17 protein-coding genes are annotated in these 23,386 nt (G+C 73.2%); 14 read left to right on the top strand and 3 right to left on the bottom strand.

Translation table 11 applies throughout. The features are described from left to right. Positions 1 to 29 precede the first annotated feature (29 nt). From J8403_RS32905 to J8403_RS32920, 4 genes are all read left to right on the top strand, one after another. Positions 30 to 1,067, top strand: coding sequence for an HAD hydrolase-like protein (locus tag J8403_RS32905; protein WP_211126328.1), 1,038 nt, complete (start codon positions 30 to 32; stop codon positions 1,065 to 1,067). Between the two features lie 101 nt (positions 1,068 to 1,168). Beyond that, the gene (locus tag J8403_RS32910; protein WP_211126329.1) at positions 1,169 to 2,218 is read left to right on the top strand and encodes a FecCD family ABC transporter permease; all 1,050 of its coding nucleotides are present in this window, start codon (positions 1,169 to 1,171) and stop codon (positions 2,216 to 2,218) included. Further along, complete coding sequence (locus J8403_RS32915; RefSeq protein ID WP_211126330.1) at positions 2,215 to 3,279, top strand: FecCD family ABC transporter permease; 1,065 nt, start codon at positions 2,215 to 2,217, stop codon at positions 3,277 to 3,279. Before J8403_RS32910 ends, J8403_RS32915 begins: the two co-directional genes overlap by 4 nt. 85 nt (positions 3,280 to 3,364) lie before the next feature. Further along, complete coding sequence (locus tag J8403_RS32920; RefSeq protein ID WP_211126331.1) at positions 3,365 to 4,276, top strand: ABC transporter ATP-binding protein; 912 nt, start codon at positions 3,365 to 3,367, stop codon at positions 4,274 to 4,276. 119 nt (positions 4,277 to 4,395) lie between these two features. Here J8403_RS32920 and J8403_RS32925 read toward each other — a convergent pair whose 3' ends face one another. Next, a complete protein-coding gene (locus J8403_RS32925) occupies positions 4,396 to 4,743 on the bottom strand; it encodes a sterol-binding protein (RefSeq protein ID WP_211126332.1) in 348 nt (115 codons plus the stop codon). Between the two features lie 281 nt (positions 4,744 to 5,024). Here J8403_RS32925 and J8403_RS32930 point away from each other — a divergent pair, with 281 nt between their 5' ends. From J8403_RS32930 to J8403_RS32955, 6 genes are all read left to right on the top strand, one after another. Then, positions 5,025 to 5,291 (top strand): hypothetical protein, encoded by a 267-nt coding sequence (locus J8403_RS32930; protein ID WP_211128550.1) that lies wholly within the window; start codon positions 5,025 to 5,027, stop codon positions 5,289 to 5,291. 113 nt (positions 5,292 to 5,404) lie between these two features. Further along, complete coding sequence (locus tag J8403_RS32935; RefSeq protein ID WP_211128551.1) at positions 5,405 to 6,307, top strand: TlyA family RNA methyltransferase; 903 nt, start codon at positions 5,405 to 5,407, stop codon at positions 6,305 to 6,307. Between the two features lie 98 nt (positions 6,308 to 6,405). Continuing rightward, the gene (locus J8403_RS32940; RefSeq protein ID WP_425519910.1) at positions 6,406 to 7,344 is read left to right on the top strand and encodes an NAD kinase; all 939 of its coding nucleotides are present in this window, start codon (positions 6,406 to 6,408) and stop codon (positions 7,342 to 7,344) included. Between the two features lie 202 nt (positions 7,345 to 7,546). Next, positions 7,547 to 9,292: a DNA repair protein RecN gene (gene recN / locus J8403_RS32945; protein ID WP_211126333.1), complete on the top strand. Its 1,746-nt coding sequence runs from the start codon at positions 7,547 to 7,549 to the stop codon at positions 9,290 to 9,292. Between the two features lie 149 nt (positions 9,293 to 9,441). Continuing rightward, on the top strand, positions 9,442 to 10,602 hold the full coding sequence (locus tag J8403_RS32950; protein ID WP_211126334.1) for a glycosyltransferase family 4 protein: 1,161 nt from the start codon (positions 9,442 to 9,444) through the stop codon (positions 10,600 to 10,602). Positions 10,603 to 10,712: 110 nt separating this feature from the next. Continuing rightward, on the top strand, positions 10,713 to 11,885 hold the full coding sequence (locus J8403_RS32955) for a glycoside hydrolase family 64 protein (RefSeq protein ID WP_211126335.1): 1,173 nt from the start codon (positions 10,713 to 10,715) through the stop codon (positions 11,883 to 11,885). Between the two features lie 1,076 nt (positions 11,886 to 12,961). Here J8403_RS32955 and J8403_RS32960 read toward each other — a convergent pair. Next, complete coding sequence (locus J8403_RS32960; protein WP_211126336.1) at positions 12,962 to 14,617, bottom strand: PucR family transcriptional regulator; 1,656 nt, start codon at positions 14,615 to 14,617, stop codon at positions 12,962 to 12,964. Positions 14,618 to 14,809: 192 nt separating this feature from the next. Next, positions 14,810 to 16,618, bottom strand: coding sequence for a glycoside hydrolase family 15 protein (locus J8403_RS32970; protein ID WP_211126338.1), 1,809 nt, complete (start codon positions 16,616 to 16,618; stop codon positions 14,810 to 14,812). Between the two features lie 419 nt (positions 16,619 to 17,037). Between J8403_RS32970 and pyrG the strand changes: the two genes are divergently transcribed. From pyrG to ald, 4 genes are all read left to right on the top strand, one after another. Beyond that, a complete protein-coding gene (gene pyrG / locus J8403_RS32975) occupies positions 17,038 to 18,693 on the top strand; it encodes a CTP synthase (RefSeq protein ID WP_137965186.1) in 1,656 nt (551 codons plus the stop codon). A 78-nt stretch (positions 18,694 to 18,771) separates the two neighbouring features. Then, positions 18,772 to 19,398 (top strand): NUDIX domain-containing protein, encoded by a 627-nt coding sequence (locus J8403_RS32980; RefSeq protein ID WP_211126339.1) that lies wholly within the window; start codon positions 18,772 to 18,774, stop codon positions 19,396 to 19,398. Between the two features lie 491 nt (positions 19,399 to 19,889). Further along, a complete protein-coding gene (locus J8403_RS32985; RefSeq protein ID WP_246586407.1) occupies positions 19,890 to 21,926 on the top strand; it encodes a tetratricopeptide repeat protein in 2,037 nt (678 codons plus the stop codon). Positions 21,927 to 22,124: 198 nt separating this feature from the next. After that, a complete protein-coding gene (gene ald / locus J8403_RS32990; RefSeq protein WP_059147014.1) occupies positions 22,125 to 23,240 on the top strand; it encodes an alanine dehydrogenase in 1,116 nt (371 codons plus the stop codon). Positions 23,241 to 23,386 lie beyond the last annotated feature (146 nt).

Here is a 23,386-nt window from a genome sequence, read left to right on the forward strand (position 1 = left end):
AGCGCACAGATCAGCGAGGAGTTGCCCCCATGAACCAGCCCGTCCGCACCCGGCCCGAGTCCAGCCGGCAGTCGCTGAACGAGGCGTACGACACGGCCCTGCTGGACCTCGACGGGGTGGTGTACGCGGGCGGCGAGGCCATTGACCATGCCGTGGAGTCGCTGGTCACCGCGCGGGACGCCGGGATGCGGCTGGCGTATGTGACCAACAACGCGCTGCGGACGCCGGAGGCGGTGGCCGAGCATCTGACGCGGCTCGGGATGCCCGCCGCCCCCGACGATGTGATCACCTCCGCGCAGGCGGTCGCCCGGCTGATCTCCGAGCAGCTGCCCAAGGGGGCGCGGGTCTTGGTGATCGGCGGGGAGGGGCTGCGGGTGGCGCTGCGCGAGCGCGGGCTGACGCCGGTGGACTCGGCGGACGACGACCCGGCGGCGGTGGCGCAGGGGTACGGGGGGCCGGACATGCCGTGGGCGCGGCTGGCGGAGGCGGGGTACGCGGTGGCGCGCGGGGTGCCGTGGTTCGCCTCCAACCTGGATCTGACGATTCCCAGCGGGCGGGGCATCGCCCCGGGCAACGGCGCGGCGGTGGAGGTCGTGCGCATCGTCACGGGCAAGACCCCGCAGGCCGCGGGGAAGCCGCTGCCGCCGATGCACCGGGAGACGGTGCTGCGGACCGGCGCCCAGCGGCCGCTGGTGGTCGGGGACCGGCTGGACACCGATATCGAGGGCGCGTACACGGGCGGGGTGGACTCGCTGCTGGTGCTGACCGGGGTGACCACGCCCGCGCAGCTGCTGGCCGCCGAGCCCGGGCACCGGCCGGCGTATGTGGACCGCGACCTGCGGGGGCTGCTCACCCCGCAGCCGGAGGTGGCGCACGACGAGGCGTCCGGCGGTTTCCGGTGCGGGGGTTGGACCGCGCGGGTCGCCCAGCGCGAGCTGGTGCTGGAGGGCGAGGGCAGGGAGCCGCTGGACGGGCTGCGGGCGCTGTGCGCGGCGGCGTGGTCCGCGGCGGGCGACGGTGTGAGCGAGGCGGATGCGGGGAAGGCGCTGGCGCGGCTGGGGTTGTGAGCCAGGCTCCCGCTCCGGGGAACCCGCGCGCATACGACCAGCGGGACTTAGGTTAACCTAACCTGAGTCCTGATCGGCCGTGCTGTGAGGTGGAGTTCCGCGTGACCGTGGTCAGTCCGGCGAAGGCCGGGACCGAGACAGCGAGCGCGCCGCCCCGGCGGCGCTCCGCGCGCCGCGCGACCGGCCTGGTCGCCTCCGTGGGCGTGCTGCTGGCGATCGCCGCGGCGTCCATCGCGATCGGCGCCAAACCGATTCCGCTGGACCAGGTGTGGCACGGGCTCTTCCACTACACCGGCAGCGACACCGATGTGGTGATCCGGGACGTACGGCTGCCGCGCACCATCCTCGGGCTGCTCGTCGGCGTCGGCCTCGGCCTCGCGGGCGCGGTCATCCAGGCCCTCACCCGCAACCCGCTCGCCGACCCCGGGCTGCTGGGGCTGAACGCGGGCGCGTCCGCCGCCGTCGTCTCGGCCATCAGCTTTCTCGGCGTCACCTCCCTGACCGGCTATGTGTGGTTCGCGTTCCTCGGCACCGCCGTCGTCTCCGTGCTGGTGTACGCGCTCGGCGGCAGCCGGAGCGCCACCCCGGTGCGGCTCGCGCTCGCCGGTACGGCGGTGTACGCGGCGCTCTACGGCTACATCAACGCCGTTCAGCTGCTGGACAGCGCGGCGCTCGACAAGATGCGCTTCTGGACGGTCGGTTCGCTCGCCTCCGCCAATATGACCGTGGTCCGGCAGGTGACCCCGTTCCTCCTGGTCGGCGTGGTGCTCGCGCTCGCGCTCGGCCGTTCGCTCAACGCCGTGGCGCTCGGCGACGACACGGCCCGCGCGCTCGGCACCAACCTCAACCGCACCCGGGCACTCTCGATGGCCGCCGTCACCCTGCTGTGCGGGGCCGCGACCGCCGCCTGCGGGCCGATCGCGTTCGTCGGGCTGATCGTGCCGCATCTGGTCCGCGCGATCACCGGGCCCGATATGCGCTGGATCCTGCCGTACGCCGCCGTGCTCTCGCCGGTGCTCCTGCTGGGCTCCGATGTGCTGGGGCGGCTGGTCACCCGGCCCGCCGAACTGCAGGTCGGCATCGTCACCACGTTCATCGGCGGGCCCCTGTTCATCTACCTCGTACGCCGCCGAAGGATGGCCCAACTGTGAACGCGAGCAAGCGCATCAGCAAGCGCGGGACGCGCGGGGTCACGCTGCGCACCGCCGGCCTCTCGCTGCGCCTGGACGTCCGCGGCGCGGTGGTGGGGCTGCTGCTGCTCGTCGTGGCGCTGGCGATGAGCGTGGTCCTGATCGGCACCGGCGACTTCCCCCTCGCCCCCGCAGATGTCCTGCGCACCCTGGCCGGAAACGGCACCGTGGCCCAGGACTTCATCGTCAACGAACTGCGGCTGCCCCGGATCCTGGTGGGGCTGCTGGTCGGGGCGGCCCTCGGGATGGCCGGGGCGATCTTCCAGTCCATCTCCCGCAATCCGCTGGGCAGTCCGGATGTGATCGGCCTCGGCCAGGGCTCGGCGGCCGGGGCGCTCACCGTGATCGTCCTCCTCCAGGGCGATCCGACCGAGGTCGCCATCGGCGCGCTCGGCGGCGGCCTGCTGACCGGGCTCGCGGTCTACACGCTGGCCTGGCGGCGGGGCGTGCACGGGTACCGGCTGGTGCTGGTGGGCATCGGCACGTCCGCGATGCTGACCGCCGTCAACGGCTATCTGCTCACCCGGGCCGATCTGCCGGACGCGACCCGCGCGGTGGTGTGGATCGCCGGATCGCTCAACGGACGGGACTGGGCCCAGGTGTGGCCGCTGGCGTGCGTCTGCGCGGTACTGCTGCCCGGGGTCCTCGGGCAGGCGCGGAACCTGCGGATGCTGGAGATGGGCGACGACAGCGCGTACGCCCTCGGGGTGCGGGTCGAGCGGACCCGGCTGGTGCTCATGTTCGCGGCCGTCGTGCTCACCGCCGCCGCCACGGCCGCCGCCGGGCCCGTGGCCTTCGTGGCGCTCGTCGCCCCGCAGCTCGCCCGCAGGCTCACCCGCTCGTCCGGCCCCGACCTGCTCCCCGCGGCCTGGATGGGCGCCGCCCTGCTGGTCACCGCCGACTGGGCGGCCCAGCGGGCCTTCGGTGCCGACCAGCTTCCGGTCGGGGTGCTGACGGGGATGCTGGGCGGGGCGTATCTGCTGTGGCTGCTGGTGACTGAGCGCAGGGCGGGTCGGATATGAGGGCGCTGGGTGGATACGGCGCTGGGCCAGGTATGACGCTGGGGCGGATATGACGACTGTGGGCACGACCCGGACGGAAGGCGACATGGACAAGGACACCCGGCAGACCGTGGCCGACGGCGGCAGCGGGAGTGGCAGCGGGCGCGGCAGCGGGAGTGACACCGCTCAGGGGCGGCAGCGGCTCATGGCGGAGGGGCTGACCCTCGCCTACGACCGGCGCACCGTCGCCGAGGAGCTGTCCGTGACCATCCCCGACCACTCCTTCACGGTGATCGTCGGGCCGAACGCCTGCGGCAAGTCCACCCTGCTGCGCGCCCTGTCCCGGATGCTCAAGCCGGTGGCCGGATCGGTACTGCTGGACGGGCAGGCGATCGGCGCGATGCCCGCCAAGAAGGTCGCCCGCACGCTTGGGCTGCTGCCCCAGTCCTCGATCGCCCCGGACGGGATCACCGTCGCCGATCTGGTCGCCCGTGGCCGCTATCCGCACCAGGGGCTGCTGCGGCAGTGGTCGGAGACGGACGAGCGGATCGTCGACGAATCGATGGCGGCGACCGGGGTGGCGGAGCTCGCGGATCGCTATGTCGACGAATTGTCCGGCGGGCAGCGTCAGCGGGTATGGATCGCGATGGCCATCGCCCAGCAGACCCCGCTGCTGCTCCTCGACGAGCCCACGACCTATCTCGACATCCAGCACCAGATCGACGTGCTGGACCTGTGCGCCCAGCTCCACGAGGAGCAGGGCCGCACTCTCGTCGCCGTTCTGCACGACCTGAACCACGCCGCCCGCTACGCCACCCATCTGATCGCGATGCGGGGCGGCGAGGTCGTCGCCGAGGGGGCGCCGGGGGACGTGGTCACGGCGGACCTGGTGGAGCGGGTCTTCGGGCTGCCCTGCCAGGTGATCGACGACCCCGAGACGGGGACGCCGCTGGTCATCCCGGCCTCCCGCCGGTCCCGTACGGCACGCGTGGAGGCACCGTCGCCGCTGGTGCGGTGAGCGAGTCCTGAGTGCGTAGAGCCTCGCGGCGGGGGCGCGGTCGGGGTGGCGTCCGCGCCCGTGACCTGGGCCCGTGACCTGGGGCGCCCCGCTGGCGGCGTGGGCGGGCGATGTGGTGGCTAGAGCAGCTTCCGCAGCCGCAGCAGGTCGCGCAGCCCGGCCTCGAGCTTGATCCGTCCGCTGCCCCACGCCCGTGCGAAGTGCAGCTCGCCGTCGACCAGGGCCACCAGGTCGTCGCCGGTCATCGCCAGCCGGATCTGCGCGCGCTCGGCGGGCGGGCCCGGCTCGGTCGTCACATCCTCGATCCGGCTGTCCACGAGACGGCCGGCGAAGGTGGTGTCCAGGTCGGTGATCCAGCAGCTCACGGAGCGATCGAGCGCGGCAGCGCTGCGGAGGTCCCCGTTCGCGCTCGCGAGGTTCTCCGCCAGTTTGTCGAGTGCACTGCGGCACTGTTCCAAGGTCGCCATCGCGCATGACGTTACCCCAGGTCTCGTACGTCGGAGAACGAGGGATTCGCGGTAGCGTCGGGGCCATGAGCGAGCCGATGTCGGCCGGATGGCCCGGCCCACAGCCCGATACGGCGGCCGAGCGGGCCCAGGAAGCCACGCCCGGGCCGCTTCCGGGGGCTGGTGTGGCGCCAGGTGCGGAGGCGGTCCCCCACCCGGTCACGGGCGGGGCCGGGGAGACGGATCCCGGGTCCGGGACGGGGCGGGAAGAGGCCTCGGAGCCGGTGTCGGAGGGGGTATCGGTGGGCGTGCCGGAGTCGGCGCCCGAGCCCGTGCCGGAGCCGCCCGGCCCCGCTGAACCGGCCCCGCTCGGCGTGGACCGCACGCCCACCGGCGTCCCCGAGGTGGATGCCCGGCTCGACCGGCTGGCCGACGCCGACCACCTTGAGACGAGCGGGCATCTGGAGGTGTACGAGGATGTCCACGGGGGTCTTCGCGACACGCTGACAGCACTCGACCGGCGGCCCGGACCCCCCGCGCCCGGCCCCCGGCCCCCGTCCGCTGCGTAGACGGCACCGTCGGCTGGGCACGCGACCCCGTCCGTTACGCGAACGATGTCGTCCGCTGCGCAAAGACCTCGTCCGCTACATGATCGACCTCAGGAGCTGAACCACCCGTGGCAGTGACCCGCCCACGACGCGTACGACTCGACGCGGAGCTGGTGCGCCGCAAGCTGGCCCGTTCGCGTGAGCATGCGAGCCAGCTGATCGCCGCGGGCCGGGTCACCGTCGGCGGGGCGGTGGCGACCAAACCGGCCACGCAGGTGGAGACCAGCGCGGCCGTCGTCGTGATCGAGGACGACAGCGATCCGGATTACGTCTCGCGCGGTGGCCACAAGCTCGCGGGGGCGCTGTACGCGTTCAGCGAGGAGTACCGGGAGGGTGTGGGCGGGGGCGCGGGGCAGCGCTCCGGGGTCCGCCCGGGCGTGGGAGCTGGTGCCGGTGTTGGCTCTGGTGCCGGGTTGAAGGTCGCCGGGCGGCGGGCGCTGGACGCGGGTGCGTCGACCGGAGGCTTCACGGACGTCCTGCTGCGCGCGGGCGTGGCGCAGGTGCTCGCCGTCGACGTCGGCTACGGCCAGCTCGCCTGGTCGCTGCAGAGCGATGAACGCGTCAGTGTTTACGACCGTACAAACGTACGCGAGCTGACACTTGAGGGGATTGGTGGGGAACCGGTGGACCTGGTGGTCGGTGACCTCTCCTTCATCCCGCTCGGGCTGGTACTGCCCGCCCTCGTGCGGTGCGCGGCGCCCGACGCCGATCTGGTGCTGATGGTCAAACCACAGTTCGAGGTCGGCAAGGAGCGGCTGGGCAGCGGGGGAGTGGTCCGCAGCGCCGAACTGCGCGCCGAAGCGGTGCGCACGGTGGCCGGGCGGGCGGCGGAACTCGGACTGGGCGTGCTGGGCGTGACCGCCAGCCCGCTCCCGGGGCCGTCGGGCAATGTCGAGTACTTTTTGTGGATGCGCGCCGGGGCGCCGGCACTGGACCCGGCGGATGTTGACCGTGCAGTGGCGGAGGGGCCCAGTTGACCACTTCAGAAGCAGCGCAGGAGAAGGAAGCAGCGCCCGTGTCCGAGACGGCAGTGCCCGGGGCGGGTGCGGCCGGGGCGGGCGTGGCCGGGGCGGCCATGCCTGTAACGGAGCACGCGCCGTCGATGCCGGCGGCCGAGCCGACGGCGGACCGCACTGTCTTCCTGCTTGCGCACACCGGCCGCCCGGCGGCCATCCGCAGCGCCGAACTGGTCGTTCAGGGGCTGCTGCGCAGCGGAATCGGGGTACGGGTGCTCGCCGCCGAGGCCGCGGACCTGCCGCTGCCACCCGCTGTCGAGCGCGTCGACGCGGACCGTGACGTGCTGAACGGCTGTGAGCTGCTGATCGTGCTCGGCGGGGACGGGACGCTGCTGCGCGGAGCGGAGTTCGCGCGGGTCTCGGGCGTGCCGATGCTCGGGGTGAACCTCGGGCGGGTGGGCTTCCTGGCCGAGGCCGAGCGGGATGACCTCGACAAGGTCGTGGACCGGGTGGTGACCCGGCAGTACGAGGTCGAGGAGCGGATGACGATCGATGTGCTCGTCCGCAACGACGGGCACATCGTGCACACGGACTGGGCGCTGAACGAGGCGTCGGTCGAGAAGGCGGCGCGGGAGCGGCTGCTCGAGGTCGTCACGGAGGTCGACAACCGGCCGGTCTCGCGCTTCGGCGGCGACGGTGTGGTCTGCGCGACTCCGACCGGCTCGACGGCGTACGCGTTCTCGGCGGGCGGGCCGGTGGTGTGGCCCGAGGTGGAGGCGCTGCTGATGGTGCCGATCAGCGCCCATGCGCTGTTCGCCAAGCCGCTGGTGACGTCGCCGAAGTCGGTGCTCGCGGTGGAGGTGCAGCCGCAGACGCCGCATGGGGTGCTGTGGTGCGACGGCCGCCGCACGGTGGAGCTGCCGGCGGGGGCGCGGGTGGAGGTACGGCGGGGTGCGGTACCGGTGCGGCTGGCCCGGCTCCACCATGCGTCGTTCACGGACCGCTTGGTCGCCAAGTTCGCGCTGCCGGTGGCGGGGTGGCGGGGGGCGCCGCACTAGTCCGCTGGGTGCGGGTGCGTGTGGGATCCAGCCCCTCCGGCGATTGAGGAGCGGGGTCCGGGGCGGAGCCCCGGCGGGGGTCCAGGGGGCGGAGCCCCCGGGGGGCTTTCCGCCGGAGGCGCCCGCGGTCCGCACCGGGCATGTGTGCGGGTCGACCCCACAAGTGGCGCCCCTTCGTCGCATCGCACCGGCCAAACCTCGTATGGTCGTGCACGTGCTGGAGGAGATGCGGATACGTGCGCTGGGCGTCATCGACGACGCGGTCGTCGAGCTGTCGCCCGGCTTCACCGCGGTGACCGGTGAGACCGGCGCGGGCAAGACCATGGTCGTCACCAGCCTCGGGCTGCTGCTGGGCGGCCGGGCCGATGCCGCCCTGGTGCGGATCGGGGCCAAGGCGGCGGTCGTCGAGGGGCGCATTTCGGTCGACGCCCGTTCGGCGGCGGCCGTAAGGGCCGAGGAGGCGGGCGCCGAGCTCGAGGACGGCGTGCTGCTGATCAGCCGTACGCTCTCCGCCGAGGGGCGGTCGCGCGCGCATGTGGGCGGCCGGTCGGTGCCCGTGGGGCTGCTGGGCGAGCTGGCCGACGATCTGGTGGCCGTGCACGGCCAGACCGATCAGCAGGGCCTGCTGCGGCCCGCCCGGCAGCGGCAGGCGCTGGACCGGTACGCGGGGGCCGCGGTGGCCGGGCCCCTGGAGAAGTACGCGGGGGCCTATCGCCGGCTGCGCGCCGTCACGGCCGAGTGGGAGGAATTGACCACGCGGGCCCGCGAGCGCGCGCAGGAGGCGGATCTGCTGCGGTTCGGGCTCGAAGAGGTCGCGGAGGCCGAGCCACGGCCCGGAGAGGACGTCGAGTTGGCGGCCGAGGCCGAGCGGCTGGGGCACGCCGAGGCCCTGGCGTCCGCCGCCGCCCTCGCGCACGCCGCCCTCGCCGGGAACCCGGAGGACCCGGAGGGCGTGGACGCGGCCACTCTGGTCGCGGGCGCCCATCGCGCCGTTGAGGCCGTGCGCTCCCATGACTCGGCGCTGGCCGGGCTCGCCGACCGGATCGGTGAGATCGGCATCCTGGTGTCGGATGTGGCCGGGGATCTCGCGGGGTACGCCGACAACCTCGACGCCGACCCGATCCGCCTGGGTGCCGTCGAGGAGCGCCGCGCCGCGCTGGCGCAGCTGACCCGTAAGTACGGCGAGACCATCGCGGACGTGCTGGCCTGGGCGGAGCAGGGCGCCGCCCGGCTGGCCGAACTGGACGGCGACGACGACCGCATCGGCGAGCTGGCCGCCGAGCGCGACGCGCTCCGCGCCGAGCTGGGCGAGCTGGCGCAGACGCTCACCGACGCCCGTACGGAGGCGGCGGGGCGTTTCGCGGAGGCGGTCACGGCCGAGCTGGCCTCGCTGGCGATGCCGCATGCCCGGGTCACGTTCGCGATTCACCAGACCGAGACGGAGACGGACGGCATCGAGGTGGGCGGCCGCGCGGTCGTCTTCGGGCCGCACGGGGCCGACGAGGTCGAGCTGCTGCTCGCCCCGCATCCGGGCGCCCCGCCCCGGCCGATCGCCAAGGGCGCCTCCGGGGGTGAGCTGTCCCGGGTGATGCTCGCGGTGGAAGTCGTCTTCGCGGGCTCCGACCCCGTACCGACGTATCTCTTCGACGAGGTGGACGCGGGCGTCGGCGGTAAGGCGGCGGTCGAGGTGGGCCGCCGGCTGGCCAAGCTCGCGCGTTCCGCGCAGGTCGTGGTGGTCACCCATCTGCCGCAGGTCGCGGCGTTCGCCGACCGGCATCTGGTGGTCGAGAAGACCAACGACGGGTCGGTGACACGCAGCGGGGTGAAGGCCATGGAGGGCGAGGACCGCGTACGGGAGCTGTCGCGGATGCTCGCGGGCCAGGAGGACTCCGAACTCGCGCGGGCGCATGCGGAAGAGCTCCTGGAGGCGGCACGCGCGGGACGCTGACCTTCACCCGAAAGGGTGGTACCGCGGACGTACGGGCGAGCTCGGGGTAGACGTCGCCGGGGAGCGTTGCGACGAGGGTTCGGCGAGTGCTGGCATCCTTGGGCGGTCCCTCCGTTTCGCCCCGTCACCGTCTCAGGAGCTCCGCCCGCGTGAGCAGTACCGCGAGTAGCACCCCGGTCCCGCCGCACGGGCAGCCGTCGCTGCACGCCGTTCAGGTGCTGGGCGGCGGGAGTTCGGGCAGCGGGGTGCACGTGCGGTCGTTGTCGGCCGGGCTGGTGGCGCGCGGGCTGCGGGTGACCGTCTGCGGGCCCTGGAGCGCCGAGCGGGGCTACGGCTTCGCCGAGACGGGAGCGCGGTTCACCGGGCTCGACGCCCTGACGGGCGCCGGAAGCATGGCGTCGCTGCGCAGGGCCACCCAGGGGGCGGCCCTGGTGCACGCCCATGGGCTGCGGTCGGGGCTGCTGGCCGCCGTGGCGCTGCGTGGCCGGAATGTGCCGCTGATCGTCACCTGGCACACCCGCGTGGACGCCGAGGGTGCGCGGGCCCGTCTCGTCGGACTGATGGAGCGCCGGGTGGCGCGGGCCGCCGCGATCGTGCTGGGGGCCTCCTCGGATCTGGTGGAGCGGGCCAGGGCCCGCGGCGCCCGCGACGCGCGGCTGGCCCCGGTCGCGGTGCCCGCACCGCGCCCGGCACCGGAGCCGGGCGATGGCCGCCGCCAGAAGGCGCGGGCCGAACTGGGCGTGGTGGAGCGGCCGTTGCTGGTCACGGCGGGCCGGCTGGAGGCGGTGGCCGGGCACGGCCCGCTGCTGGACGCGGCGCGGCGCTGGCGCGGGCTGGATCCGCAGCCGCTGCTGGTGGTGGCGGGGGAGGGGCCGGACCGCGCGGTGCTGCAGCGCCGGATCGACCTGGAGGGGCTGCCGGTGCGGCTGCTCGGCCGGCGTGAGGATGTACCGGGGCTGCTCTCGGCGGCCGATGTGGCGGTGCTTTCCAGCCGCTGGGAGGCGCGCTCGCTGCTGGCCCAGGAGGCGCTGCACGCGGGGGTGCCGCTGGTGGCGACGGCGGTGGGCGGGGTGCCGGAGCTGGTCGGGGACGCGGCCGAACTCGTCCCGTACGGCGACCCGGAGGCTCTGGCAGAGGCGGTGACCGGGCTGCTCGCGGATCCGGTGCGCCGGGTGGAGCTCGCCGCGGCGGGGCGGGCGCGGACGGCCGGCTGGCCGACGGAGGACGACACCGTCGCCCATGTCCTCAGCGTCTACGATGAGTTGGTGCAGACCTTTCTGCGTGAAGGGGTTGACGGGCCCGGTCGTTGATCGGCAGGGTGCTGGGCAGAGGAACGAGAGAGCGCTCTCAATTCGCTTCTCCCGTTACCCCCCACGCCATTTTCCCGGCAACCCCCACTACGCCGAGGAGCACCATCATCATGATCAGTCGTAGGAAGCTGCTGGGTGGCATAGCCGCCTCCGCCGCTGCCGCGGGAACGGGCCTGGCCTTCGCCGGTGGCCGCGCCAGCGGTGCGCCGAGCGCGAAGGCCGCCGCCTCCCTGCCCCTGACCGTCGTCAACAAGACGGGGCAGTACGACAACGCATCGGTCTGGCTCTACATCGTCGGCAACGAGGGCGACCGGCAGGTCCACGTCACCCCCGACGGCACCATCGCCCCCGTCGCGATGTCCGACAACGGCTCGGACGGCTTCACCGACTACGCGATCCCGCTGGCCGGAAGCGGCGACACCAAGCTGAACCTGCCGCAGATGTCCGGCCGGATCTATGTCGCGCTCGGCTCGAAGCTCAAGCTGAAGGTGGTCGAGGACGGGGCGGGCAAGGCCGCGCTGCAGTACCCGGCCGGCTGGGTGTCCGGCGACCCGAACTTCGACATCATGCACGACTGCGCGGAGTTCACGTACAACGACTCCGGGATGTTCTGCAACACCACCATGGTGGACATGTTCAGCGTCCCGCTGTCGATCCACCTCACCGGCGCCCAGGACCAGACCACCGGCACCCTCAAGGACGGCGCCCGCGCCAAGGTCTTCTCCGACCTCGCCGGCGTCGACGCCTACAAGAAGCTGATCGTCGGCGACAATCTGCGGGTGATCGCTCCGGGCCATGGCATGGGCGCGGGGCTGTTCGCGGAGGACTACTTCGCGTCCTACATCGACCAGGTCTGGGACGCCTACGGATCGAAGGACCTCAAGGTCACCACCAACGCGGGCACCTTCACCGGCCGGGTGAGCGGCGGGAAGTTCTCCTTCACCGGCCCGGCGTCGGTCTCCTTCGACAAGCCCTCCACCAAGGACGTGCTGTTCTGCGACGGCGCCCTGGCCGCGCCCAACGACGGGACGACGGGCCCGGTCGCGGCGATCCTCGGCGCGGGCTTCAACCGCACGACGCTGCACAACACCGATGCCCAGCCGACCACCGACCCGGCCGCCTTCTACGGCGAGGAGGTCACCAACCACTACGCCAAGGCCATGCACGCGGCGACGGTGGACGGCAAGGCGTACGGCTTCGCCTTCGACGACGTGGCGGAGTTCGCGTCCTACATCCAGGACACGGCGCCCAAGGGGATCACGCTCACGCTGACTCCGTTCTAGGGGGCGGGGTGTCCGGCGGGGTGTGACGCCTGCGGCGTGCTTGTTCCCCTCCCCGCCCCTTCCCGTAACTGGGGCTTCGCCCCAGACCCCGCGGGGCTCGGGGGTGAAGCCGCTGACGTGCGGTGGAGCTGCATGCCGGTGCCGTGGGGAGGGGAGCGGCCCGTCGGGCGGGGTGGGTTCCGGTCGCGGTTCGGTACAGGGCGGCCGGGCGGGGAGGTGTTCGTGGCGTGTGGTGTGTTTGTTCCCCTCCCGCCCCTTCCCGCAACTGGGGCTTCGCCCCAGACCCCAGACCCCAGACCCCGAGCCCCAGGCCCCACGCCCCAGGCCTCGAGCCCCAGGCCCCGGGGGTGATGCCCCTGACGTGTGGCGGAGCCGCATGTCGATGCCGTGGGGAGGGGGACAGCTCGCCGGGCCGGGTGGGCTCCGGCTGCCGTTCGGCACAGGGCGGCTGGGCGGGGAGGTCTCTGCGGCGCACGGCGGGGCGGCGCCGCGGAGGGTGAGGGAGCCACTCCCCGCCCGGCTACACGTCCGGCGACCCGCCCGGCGGCACGGGGGGACGCCGGGCGGGAAGCCCGGGCACTGCGGGACGGCCCGCACCCGCGTCGGGCGGGGCGGCACCCGTGTCGGGGCCCCGCACCCGTGCAGGGTGAGCCGCACCCGTTCGGGGTGAGCCGCACCCGTTCGGGGTGAGCCGCACCCGTTCGGGGTGAGCCGCACCCGTTCAGGGTGAGCCGCACCCGTTCAGGCGGGGCGTAAACGCGTCACGCGGGGCGTGACCGCGTCAGGTGGGCCGCACCCGTGCCAGGCGGCCCGCATCCGTGTCCGGCGGGGCGTACCCGTGCAGGGTGAGCCGCATTCGTGTCACGCGGGGCGTAACCGCGTCAGGTGGGCCGCACCCGCGTCAGGCGGCCCGTACCCGTGCAGGGTGAGCCGCATCCGCGTCAGGTGAGCCGCACCACGCGCCAGGCGGGCCGCACCCGCGTCGGGCGGCTGGCACCCGCGTCACGTGGGCCGCACCCGTGTCAGGCAGCCCGCACCCGCGTCACGCGGGGCAGGCAGTGTGGGGCGCCGCTGCGTTATCGCACGTGGCGGCGGGCCTGGAGGGCCACTCCCAGGGCGAGAACCGTCTGGGGGTCCTCCAGGTCGCTGCCCAGCAGCCGGGAGATCCGGGCCAGCCGGTCGTACAGCGTCTGGCGGTTGAGGTGCAGTGCGCGGGCCGTCTCCGCCTTGCGGCCCGCGTGGTGCAGATATGTCTCCAGTGTCGGCACCAGCGGCGGGCGGGCGGTGCGGTCATGGGTGAGCAGCGGACCGATCACCCGGTCGACGAAGGCGGCCAGATCGCCGTGTTCCCGCAGTCGCCACAGCAACAGGTCGACATCCAGGCTCCGTACGTCGTACCAGTCCCGGTCGGTCAGCCCGCCCGCCGCGTTCGCCGCCTCCGCCGCATGCCGCAGCTCGGTGCCGGCCGCGTCCCAGCCGACCGCGAGCCCGGCGATCACCACCGGCTGCCGCGCGCCCGCCCGGTCCGGCCAGGCCCGTTCCACCCCGGCCCGCAGCGCCGCCGCGATCCGCTCCGCCACCGCGCCGCGCTCGGTCGCGCCGCGCAGCCCCGCCAGCAGCGGGACCCGGCCCTCCGGAAGTCGTACGCCGAGCAGCACCGGCACCCCGACCGCCGCCAGCTCCTCCTGCAGGGCGTGGGCCAGCGCCGCCCAGCTCTCCCCGCCCCCGGCCAGCGGGCGCGGATCCTCCACCAGCCGCATCACCACCGGCAGCAGTGGCCCGTCCGCGCCCGGCCGGAAGCCCAGCACCCGGGCCTGGGCGGGGGCGTCCGAGGCCTCGATGCGGCCCTCCGCGAGATCGGTGAGGAAGTCCCCGCGCCCGCGCGCCGCCAGCTCCTCCTCCTGACGCGTCCGCAGCAGCACCACCGCCAGCAGATCCGCCGTCCGCTCGGCGGCGATCTTGTGCACCGGCCCCAGCGGCCCGGCCACCGGAAGGACCGTCAGCCGCGCCCGTACGGAGCCGGGCCCCGGCCCGCCGCCCGGGATGTCCGCCATCACACTGCCCGCCGGCGGTTCGGGCCGCTCGGCCGCGCGCCGCGCCCGCAGCCCCTCCCACACCTGCAGCGGATCGGCCGCGCCCGCCGGGGGCGTACCGCCGGGCCCCGCCGCGTACAGCAACTGCCCGTCGGGGGTCTCCAGGAAGACCGGATTGGCAGCGAAGGCGGCGAAGTGGCACAGGATCTCCGGCACCCCGCCGCCGCGCAGCAGCACCTCGGTGGCCTGCCGGTGCACCACATCGGCCTGGCGCAGCAGGGCGTAGTGCGCATTGACGATCTCGGTGTGGATCTCCTCGGTGACCGTCACGAACGGCACCTCGCGGTGGAGTTGCACCAGCGGCAGCCCGCACGAGCGCGCCGTGTCCACGACCGGCCCCGGCAGCGTGCGGAACCGGGCTCCCAGCTCCACCACCAGCGCCGCGATGCCCCGCTCGGCGAGCCGGCGGACGAAGGCGCGCTGCTCGGCGGGGCGCGACCCGACCCCGAGGCCGGTGGTCAACAGCAGCTCACCGCCCTTGAGCAGCGCGGCGATATTGGGCACCTCGCCCGCGTGCACCCAGCGCACCGGGCGTTCCAGCAGCTCTTCCCCGGCCACCACCTCGGGGAGCCCGCGGCGCAGGGCGGGAAGGCCGAGGGCCCGCGCCACGGTGATCGTCCCATGCGGCTCCCGAGGCATCCGCGGCTCGTGCGGCTCGCCGGGCACCCGCGGCTCGCCGGGCACCCGCGGCTGCTGCGGTTCGCCAGGCACCCGCGGCTCGTGCGGTTCCCGCGACTCCCGCGGCTCGTGCGGTCCCTGCGGTTCCCGCGACTCCCGCGGTTCCATGGTCAGGACGCTCCCCGGACGGGGCCCTCTTCGCCGGTCAGCGCGCTAGCCTCCGTACGCGCCGGACGCCGTCAGCCGCAGCGCGGTGTCGATCAGCGGCACATGGCTGAACGCCTGCGGGAAGTTGCCCACCTGACGCTGGTTCTTCGGGTCCCACTCCTCGGCCAGCAGCCCGAGGTCGTTGCGGAGCCCGAGCAGCTTCTCGAAGAGCTTCCGGGCCTCGTCCACCCGGCCGATCATCGCCAGGTCGTCGGCGAGCCAGAACGAGCAGGCCAGGAAGGCCCCTTCGTCGCCCTCGAGACCGTCCACCCCGGCGTCCTCGCCCGCCGTGGGGTAGCGCATGACGAAGCCGTCCTCGGTCGACAGCTCCCGCTGGATCGCCTCGATGGTGCCGATGACCCGCTTGTCGTCCGGCGGCAGAAAGCCCATCTGCGGGATGAGCAGCAGCGAGGCGTCCAGCTCCTTGGAGCCGTAGGACTGGGTGAAGGTGTTGCGCTCGGCGTCGTAGCCCCGCTCGCAGACGTCCCGGTGGATCTCGTCGCGCAGCTCCCGCCAGCGCTCCAACGGCCCGTCCACATCGCCGGATTCGATGAGCTTGACGGTGCGGTCGACCGCGACCCAGGCCATCACCTTGGAGTGCACGAAGTGGCGGCGCGGCCCGCGCACCTCCCAGATGCCCTCGTCCGGCTCGTCCCAGTGCTCCTCGAGGTAGCGGATCAGCTTCAGCTGCAGCACGCTCGCGTAGTCGTTGCGCGCCAGACCCGTCATATGGGCCAGGTGCAGCGCCTCGGTGACCTCGCCGTAGACGTCCAGCTGGAGCTGGCCCGCCGCGCCGTTGCCGACCCGGACCGGCTGGGAGTTCTCATAGCCGGGCAGCCAGGTCAGCTCGGCCTCGGCCAACTCCCGCTCGCCGGCGATGCCGTACATGATCTGCAGGTTCTCCGGGTCGCCCGCGACCGCGCGCAGCAGCCATTCGCGCCAGGCGCGCGCCTCCTCGCGGTAGCCGGTGCGCAGCAGCGAGGAGAGGGTGATCGCGGCGTCCCGCAGCCAGGTGAAGCGGTAGTCCCAGTTCCGGACGCCGCCGATCTCCTCGGGCAGCGAGGTGGTGGGCGCCGCGACGATGCCGCCGGTGGGGGCGTAGGTCAGCGCCTTGAGCGTGATCAGCGAGCGGACCACCGCGTCCCGGTAGGGGCCGTGGTACGTGCAGTGCTCGACCCACTCGCGCCAGAACGCCTCGGTGGCCTCCAGGGCGACCTCCGGCTCGGGCAGCGCGGGCGGCTCGTTGTGCGAGGGCTGCCAGCTGATGGTGAAGGCGATCCGGTCGCCGGGGCCCACCGTGAAGTCGGAGTAGGTGGTGAGGTCCTTGCCGTAGGTGTCGGCCTCGGTGTCCAGCCAGACGGAGTCCGGGCCGGCGACGGCGACGGTACGGGTGTCCACCCGGTGCACCCACGGCACGACCCAGCCGTAGGAGAAGCGCATCCGCAGCGCGGAGCGCATCGGCACCCGGCCGCTGACCCCCTCGACGATCCGCACCAGTTGCGGGGCGCCGTCACGGGGCGGCATGAAGTCGATCACACGGACCGTGCCGCGCGGAGTGTCCCATTCCGATTCCAGCACCAGTGAGTCGCCGCGGTAGCGGCGGCGGTCGGCGGCGGGCGGCCGGCTCCCCGAGGGGAAGGCGGGCCCGAGGCGCCAGAAACCGTGTTCCTCAGTGCCCAGCAGACCGGCGAAGACGGCATGGGAGTCGAACCGCGGCAGGCACAGCCAGTCGACCGTGCCGTCCCTGCAGACGAGGGCGGCGGTCTGCATATCACCAATCAGTGCGTAATCCTCGATACGCCCGGCCACGTGCATTCCCCATTCGAACGGCCGTACCACCCCGGAGGGCGCTTCTTACGGTCTCGGAAATTCTGACGAGCTCTTGTTCCGGGGGCGTGCTGGTGGTGCCGTGCCGGGTGGCTCGCATGCGTGCGTCCGATGAGGATACGACGGACAACGGTGATCCGCTTGAGCCCGTCCACATCGTGGCTCGCATCTCGCGGCCGATCGGGTGGCCAGGTCACGCATGGTGTTCGGGCGGTTGCGCAGACCGAACGCGGGAAGCAGGTCATCAGCGACCGCTCCGAGGCGCTGATACCCTGGTAGCCCGTGGAGCGGCGGGCACAAAACCCCCGAACCATCAGCGACGGCACCCCCCGAATCCGGAGCGGCTGCCGTACGCACCCTCACGACGCGACCACGGGAGCCCCCTCTTGGCCATTGCCGCTAAGCCCATGACGACCAAGCACCTCTTCGTCACCGGGGGTGTCGCCTCCTCACTCGGCAAGGGTCTTACCGCCTCCAGTCTGGGGGCCCTGCTGAAGGCGCGCGGTCTGCGCGTCACCATGCAGAAGCTCGATCCGTATCTGAACGTCGACCCGGGCACGATGAACCCCTTCCAGCACGGTGAGGTGTTCGTCACCAACGACGGCGCCGAGACCGACCTGGACATCGGCCACTACGAGCGCTTCCTCGACGTCGACCTCGACGGCTCGGCCAATGTGACCACCGGACAGGTGTATTCCACCGTAATCGCCAAGGAGCGGCGCGGTGAGTACCTCGGTGACACCGTGCAGGTCATCCCGCACATCACCAACGAGATCAAGCACCGCATCCGGCGCATGGCCACCGATGACGTGGACGTCGTCATCACCGAGGTCGGCGGCACCGTCGGCGACATCGAGTCGCTGCCCTTCCTGGAGGCCGTCCGCCAGGTCCGGCACGAGGTCGGCCGGGACAACGTCTTCGTGGTGCACATCTCGCTGCTGCCCTACATCGGCCCGTCCGGTGAGCTGAAGACCAAGCCCACCCAGCACTCGGTGGCCGCACTGCGCAATATCGGTATCCAGCCGGACGCGATCGTGCTGCGAGCCGACCGCGAGGTCCCGACCTCCATCAAGCGCAAGGTCTCGCTGATGTGTGACGTGGACGACGCGGCCGTGGTCGCCGCCATCGACGCCAAGTCGATCTACGACATCCCCAAGGTGCTGCACTCCGAGGGCCTGGACGCCTATGTCGTCCGCAAGCTGGACCTGCCCTTCCGCGACGTGGACTGGACCCAGTGGGACGACCTGCTGCGGCGGGTCCACCAGCCCGACCACGAGGTCACCGTGGCGCTGGTCGGCAAGTACATCGACCTGCCCGACGCCTACCTCTCGGTCACCGAGGCGCTGCGCGCCGGCGGCTTCGCCAACAACGCCCGCGTCAAGATCAAGTGGGTCACCTCCGACGACTGCAAGACGGCCGCCGGTGCCCGGGACCAGCTCGACGGCGTGGACGCGGTCTGCATCCCCGGCGGCTTCGGCGACCGCGGAGTGATCGGTAAGGTCGGCGCGATCACCTACGCCCGGGAGAACAAGCTCCCGCTGCTGGGTCTCTGCCTCGGCCTGCAGTGCATCGTCATCGAGGCCGCGCGCAACCTCGCGGGCATCGAGGGCGCCAACTCCACCGAGTTCGAGCCCGCCACCACCGACCCGGTGATCTCCACCATGGCCGAGCAGCTCGACATCGTCGCGGGCGAGGGCGACATGGGCGGCACCATGCGGCTGGGCATGTACCCGGCCAAGCTGGCCGAGGGCTCGATCGTCCGCGAGGTCTACGACAACCAGCCGTACGTCGAGGAGCGCCACCGCCACCGCTACGAGGTCAACAACTCCTACCGCGGTGAGCTGGAGAAGAAGGCCGGGATCGTCTTCTCCGGCACCTCTCCGGACAACAAGCTCGTCGAGTACGTGGAGTACCCGCGCGAGGTCCACCCCTATCTGGTCGGCACCCAGGCGCACCCCGAGCTGCGCTCCCGCCCGACCCGTCCGCACCCGCTCTTCGCGGGCCTGGTGAAGGCGGCGGTCGAGCGACAGACCGCTGGTCAGACGCGTACCGCCGGGGCCTGACCGCTACGGTTGACGGGGGCGGGCGGCCGGCGCGGCCCGCCCCCGTCAACCGCACGCGGAAAGGACGCTGAGGCAAGCATGCGTATCCAGGACACCCCCGAGGAATGGCCGGTCACCGCCACCGCCACGCCGTTCACCGGCAACAAGACGAGCGTGCGCACCGACGAGGTGGAGATGCCCGACGGCAGCCGGGTCAACCGCGACTACCAGGTCCACCCCGGCTCCGTCGCCATCCTCGCCCTGGACGAGGACGGCCGTGTGATCGTGCTGCGGCAGTACCGGCACCCGGTCCGCCAGCGGCTGTGGGAGATCCCCGCCGGTCTCCTCGACGTCCCGGGTGAGAACCCGCTGCACGCCGCCCAGCGGGAGTTGTACGAGGAGGCGCACGTCAAGGCCGAGGACTGGCGCGTCCTCGTCGACGTCTACACCTCGCCCGGCGGCTCCGACGAGGCCGTACGGATCTTCCTGGCCCGGGAGATCTCCGCGGCCGAGGGCGAGCGGTTCGAGGTCTCCGAGGAGGAGGCCGACATGGAGCTGGCCCGGGTGTCCCTGGAGGAGCTGGTGCGCGGCGTGCTCGCGGGGGAGCTGCACAACACCTGCCTCGCGGTGGGTGCGCTGGCGCTGCAGGCCGCGCTCTCCGGCGACGGCATCGACGCCCTTCGCCCGGCCGACGCGCCCTGGCCGGCCCGCCCCTTCGCGGCGTAGACCCGCTTCGCGGCGCGGGCCCGCTGAGCGGCGCAGACCCACTGATGTGACGCATACGCCCCACCCGGTCCCGGCGAAGATCCGATGGAGTGATTTTCGGTACGTGCCATGGGCCTGGAGTGCCGGGTACCTGACGCGGAGTGAACTACGCTCATAGTGGCCCCGGCCGCAGTGGCGCGGCGGGCTCGTAAGCGCAGGTGGACGGGAGTGGGCCCGTGGCGGAGCAGGCGGTCGACACCGAGGGGGAGCCGGCGGCCCCAAGGAAGCGGCAACCGCCGTCCGCCACGCCCGCTTCGTCCGCTTCCGGCCGTCCGCCGGAGGCCCGTTCCGATCGTTCACCTGAGGCCCGTTCCGATCGTTCGCCGGAGGACCGCCCCCACCGCTCGCCGGAGGACCCGGCGCCCTCGTCCGACGCCCCGCCGCGGCAGCGCTCCGCCGCCGGGCGTGCGAACGCGCAGGACGGCGGGGTGTGGAGCGGGGCGACCCGGGCTGTGCTGTTCGCGGCGGCGGCCACCGTGGGGCGCGGGTTCGCCGGGCGGCGGCGGGAGCTGCTCTCGCTGCGGGCCGATATCGAGCGCGCGGGCCTGGACACCCTCGCCGGACGTAAGGCCGCCCGCAGCCGGGTGCTGCTGATCGCGGGCCGCCCCGGCTGGGGCCGTACGGCGCTGGCCGAGGAGCTCGCCCGGCGGCTCGCCGACGACTACCCCGACGGAGTGCTCGGCGCCCGGCTGACGACCTCCGCCGGAGACCCCGTGCCCACCGAGCGCACCGCCCGTGAGCTGCTGGGACGGCTCGGCGTGACCGCCCCGCCGGGCGCGGACGAGGACGACCTGAGCGAGGCGCTGCGCGCGGCGCTGGACGGCAAGCGGGTGCTGCTGCTGCTCGACGACGTGGCCGGGGCCGAGCAGGTGGACGCGCTGCTGCCCGACGAGCCCGACTGCCTGGTGGTCGCCGTCTCGCGCGGCCCGCTGACCGGAGTGCCGGATGTGCGGCCGTGCACGGTGGGCGGGCTGGATGTGAGCGCGGCGGTCGGGCTGCTGGCGCAGTACACCGGCCCCACCCGGATCACCTGCGATCCGGTGGCCGCGCAGTCCCTCGTCGAGGAGTGCGCGGGCCAGCCCGCCGCGCTCGTCCTGGTCGGCGGCTGGCTCGCCGCCCGCCCTCAGGCCTCGGTCGCCGACGCGCTGGCCCGGCTGCGCGAACTGCCGCCGGACGACGGTGATCTCGACCATGGCGCCCGCCCGCTGATCCGCGCCTTCCGGCTGGCCTATGCCGCGCTGCCGTCCGCCGCCGCCCGGATGCTGCGGCTGCTGGTGCTGGCTCCCGGCGGATCGACCGACGCCCAGACCGCCTCCGCGCTGGCCGGATGCTCGGTGGCGGACGGCGAGGCGGCGCTGGAGGGCTTCGCCGCGTACGGGATGCTGCGCCCGCGCGGGCCGGGCGACTACCAGGTGCCCGGCTGTCTCGATCCGCTGCTGCGGGAGCGGCTGGCGGCCGAGGAGCGCCCGGCCGAGGTGGAGCTGGCGCGGGCGCGGATGCTGGAGCGCGCCGTACGGCAGCTGCACGCGTGCCGGCTGGCCGCCGAGCCCGCCGGTTCGCCGGGCCGCAAGAAGCTGGCCGGGATGCCGAAGCCGCTGCGCTTTTCGTCGTCGGCGCAGGCGGCGGAGTGGCTGGAGGCCCGGCTGCCCACCCTGATCGAGGCCGCCCGGCTGGCCGTGGAGGCCGGTGAACTCGACACCCTGGCGCGGCGGTTGGTGGCCGCGCTCACCCATGCCCTCACCGCCCACCGGGGTGCCGAGGACGCCGCGGTGGAGCTGTACGGACTGCATGAGCTGGTGCTGGACGTGGCCCGGCGCCGCGATCTGCCGGTGGAGCGGGCGGCCGCGCTGCTGAACCTGGGCGATCTGGACGGCGGGGCGGGCCGGGTGGACCAGGCCCTCGCGCGGTACAAGAGCGCCCTGGAGGCCGCCCGCGCGTCGGGTGATCCGTATACGACCGGGCGGGCGCTGGAGTCGATCGGCGGCATGTACCAGGAGCTGGAGGACTGGCACCGGGCGGCCGACTGGTATGGACGCGCCCTGGAGCTGCGGCTGAGCCGCCGCGATCTGGACGCCGCCGCCCGGATGTACGCACGGCTCGGCACCGTCCATGGCTACGCCGGGCAGTGGGGCGAGGCGCTGCGTGACTGGCGCGCCGCCGCGGCCGCCTGCCGCCGGGCGGGGGACCGGCCGGGGTTTGCCCGGGCACTCAGCGGCGCCGCGGGCGCCCAGGAGCGCACCGGGCGGCCGAGGGATGCGCTGCGCACCTGGGCGGAGGCCGCCGCGGCCGCCCGGACCTGCGGTGACACCGGGCTGCACGCCGATCTGGCGCACCACGCGGCGGACGCGATGGACCGGCTCGGCGGGGACCCGGCGGTGGCCCGGTCGCTGCGGCGCACCGCCCGTAAGAGCGCCACGGAGGCGCCGGAGGACACGGGTCCGTCACCTCAGAGTGGCGAAGGAAACCCCGACGACCTACGAAATCAGTAGTGGTCTTCCAAAAGATTGATGCATTGCAAGGCTAGACAGCGCGACGTCCTTCATTAGACTGGTCGTACCGCGATTGTTGCGGTCGTCTCCGGCATGCGGACGCGTTCCGGTTTGCCTGTCTATGGTCGGTGGTGTATCGACCGGCGACCGGCTATGGCGATATGTTCCTTTCCCCCCCATTCAAGGACCGTGATCGACGTGAAGGTCGGTATCCCCCGCGAGGTCAAGAACAACGAGTTCCGTGTGGCCATCACCCCCGCCGGTGTGCACGAGCTGGTCCGAGGCGGCCACGAGGTCGTCGTGGAGCAGAGCGCGGGCCTCGGCTCCTCCATCACGGACGAGGAGTACACCGCCGCCGGTGCGCGCATCCTCGGCACCGCCGACGAGGTCTGGGCCACCGCCGACCTGCTGCTGAAGGTCAAGGAGCCCGTCGCGGAGGAATACCACCGGATGCGCAAGGGCCAGACGCTCTTCACCTATCTGCATCTGGCGGCCTCCCGGGCCTGCACGGACGCGCTGCTGGAGTCCGGCACCACCGCCATCGCCTACGAGACCGTCGAGACCGCGAACCGCGCCCTGCCGCTGCTCGCGCCGATGTCCGAGGTCGCGGGCCGGATCGCGCCGCAGGTCGGCGCGTACCACCTGATGCGCTCGGCCGGCGGCCGTGGTGTGCTGCCCGCCGGGGTGCCGGGTGTGGCCGCCGCGCGGGCCGTGGTCATCGGCGGTGGCGTCTCCGGGTGGAACGCCGCCCAGATCGCCATCGGCATGGGCTTCCACGTCACCCTGCTCGACAAGGACATCAACAAGCTGCGCGAGGCCGACCGGATCTTCGGCACCCGGGTGCAGACCATCGCCTCCAACGCCTTCGAGCTGGAGAAGGCCGTCCTCGAGGCCGACCTGGTCATCGGCGCGGTGCTGATCCCGGGCGCCAAGGCGCCCAAGCTGGTCACCAACGAGCTGGTGTCCCGGATGAAGCCGGGAAGTGTCCTTGTCGACATCGCGATCGACCAGGGCGGCTGCTTCGAGGACTCCCGCCCCACCACCCACGCCGAGCCGACCTTCGCGGTCCACGACTCGGTCTTCTACTGCGTCGCGAACATGCCCGGCGCGGTGCCGAACACCTCCACCCACGCGCTCACCAACGCGACGCTCCCGTACATCGTGGAGCTGGCCAACCGCGGCTGGCGGGACGCGCTGCGCCGGGACGCCGCGCTGGCCAAGGGGCTCAACACCCATGAGGGACAGGTCGTCTACGGCCCGGTCGCCGAGGCGCACGACCTGCCCACGGTCGAACTGAGCTCGCTGATCGGCTGAATGACGCTCGGAGTTCACCGGCCCGGCCGCCGGAGCGGGTGAACTCCGGTTGCCGGACGGTCAACCCGGACCGTCAACCACATGTCAACAATGGGCATCCGGCCGGGTCTTGTCGAAGGATGAGGCCCGGCCGAAGGTGTGTCCGC

The organism is Streptomyces yatensis, from assembly GCF_018069625.1.
GTDB classification, from domain to species: domain Bacteria; phylum Actinomycetota; class Actinomycetes; order Streptomycetales; family Streptomycetaceae; genus Streptomyces; species Streptomyces yatensis.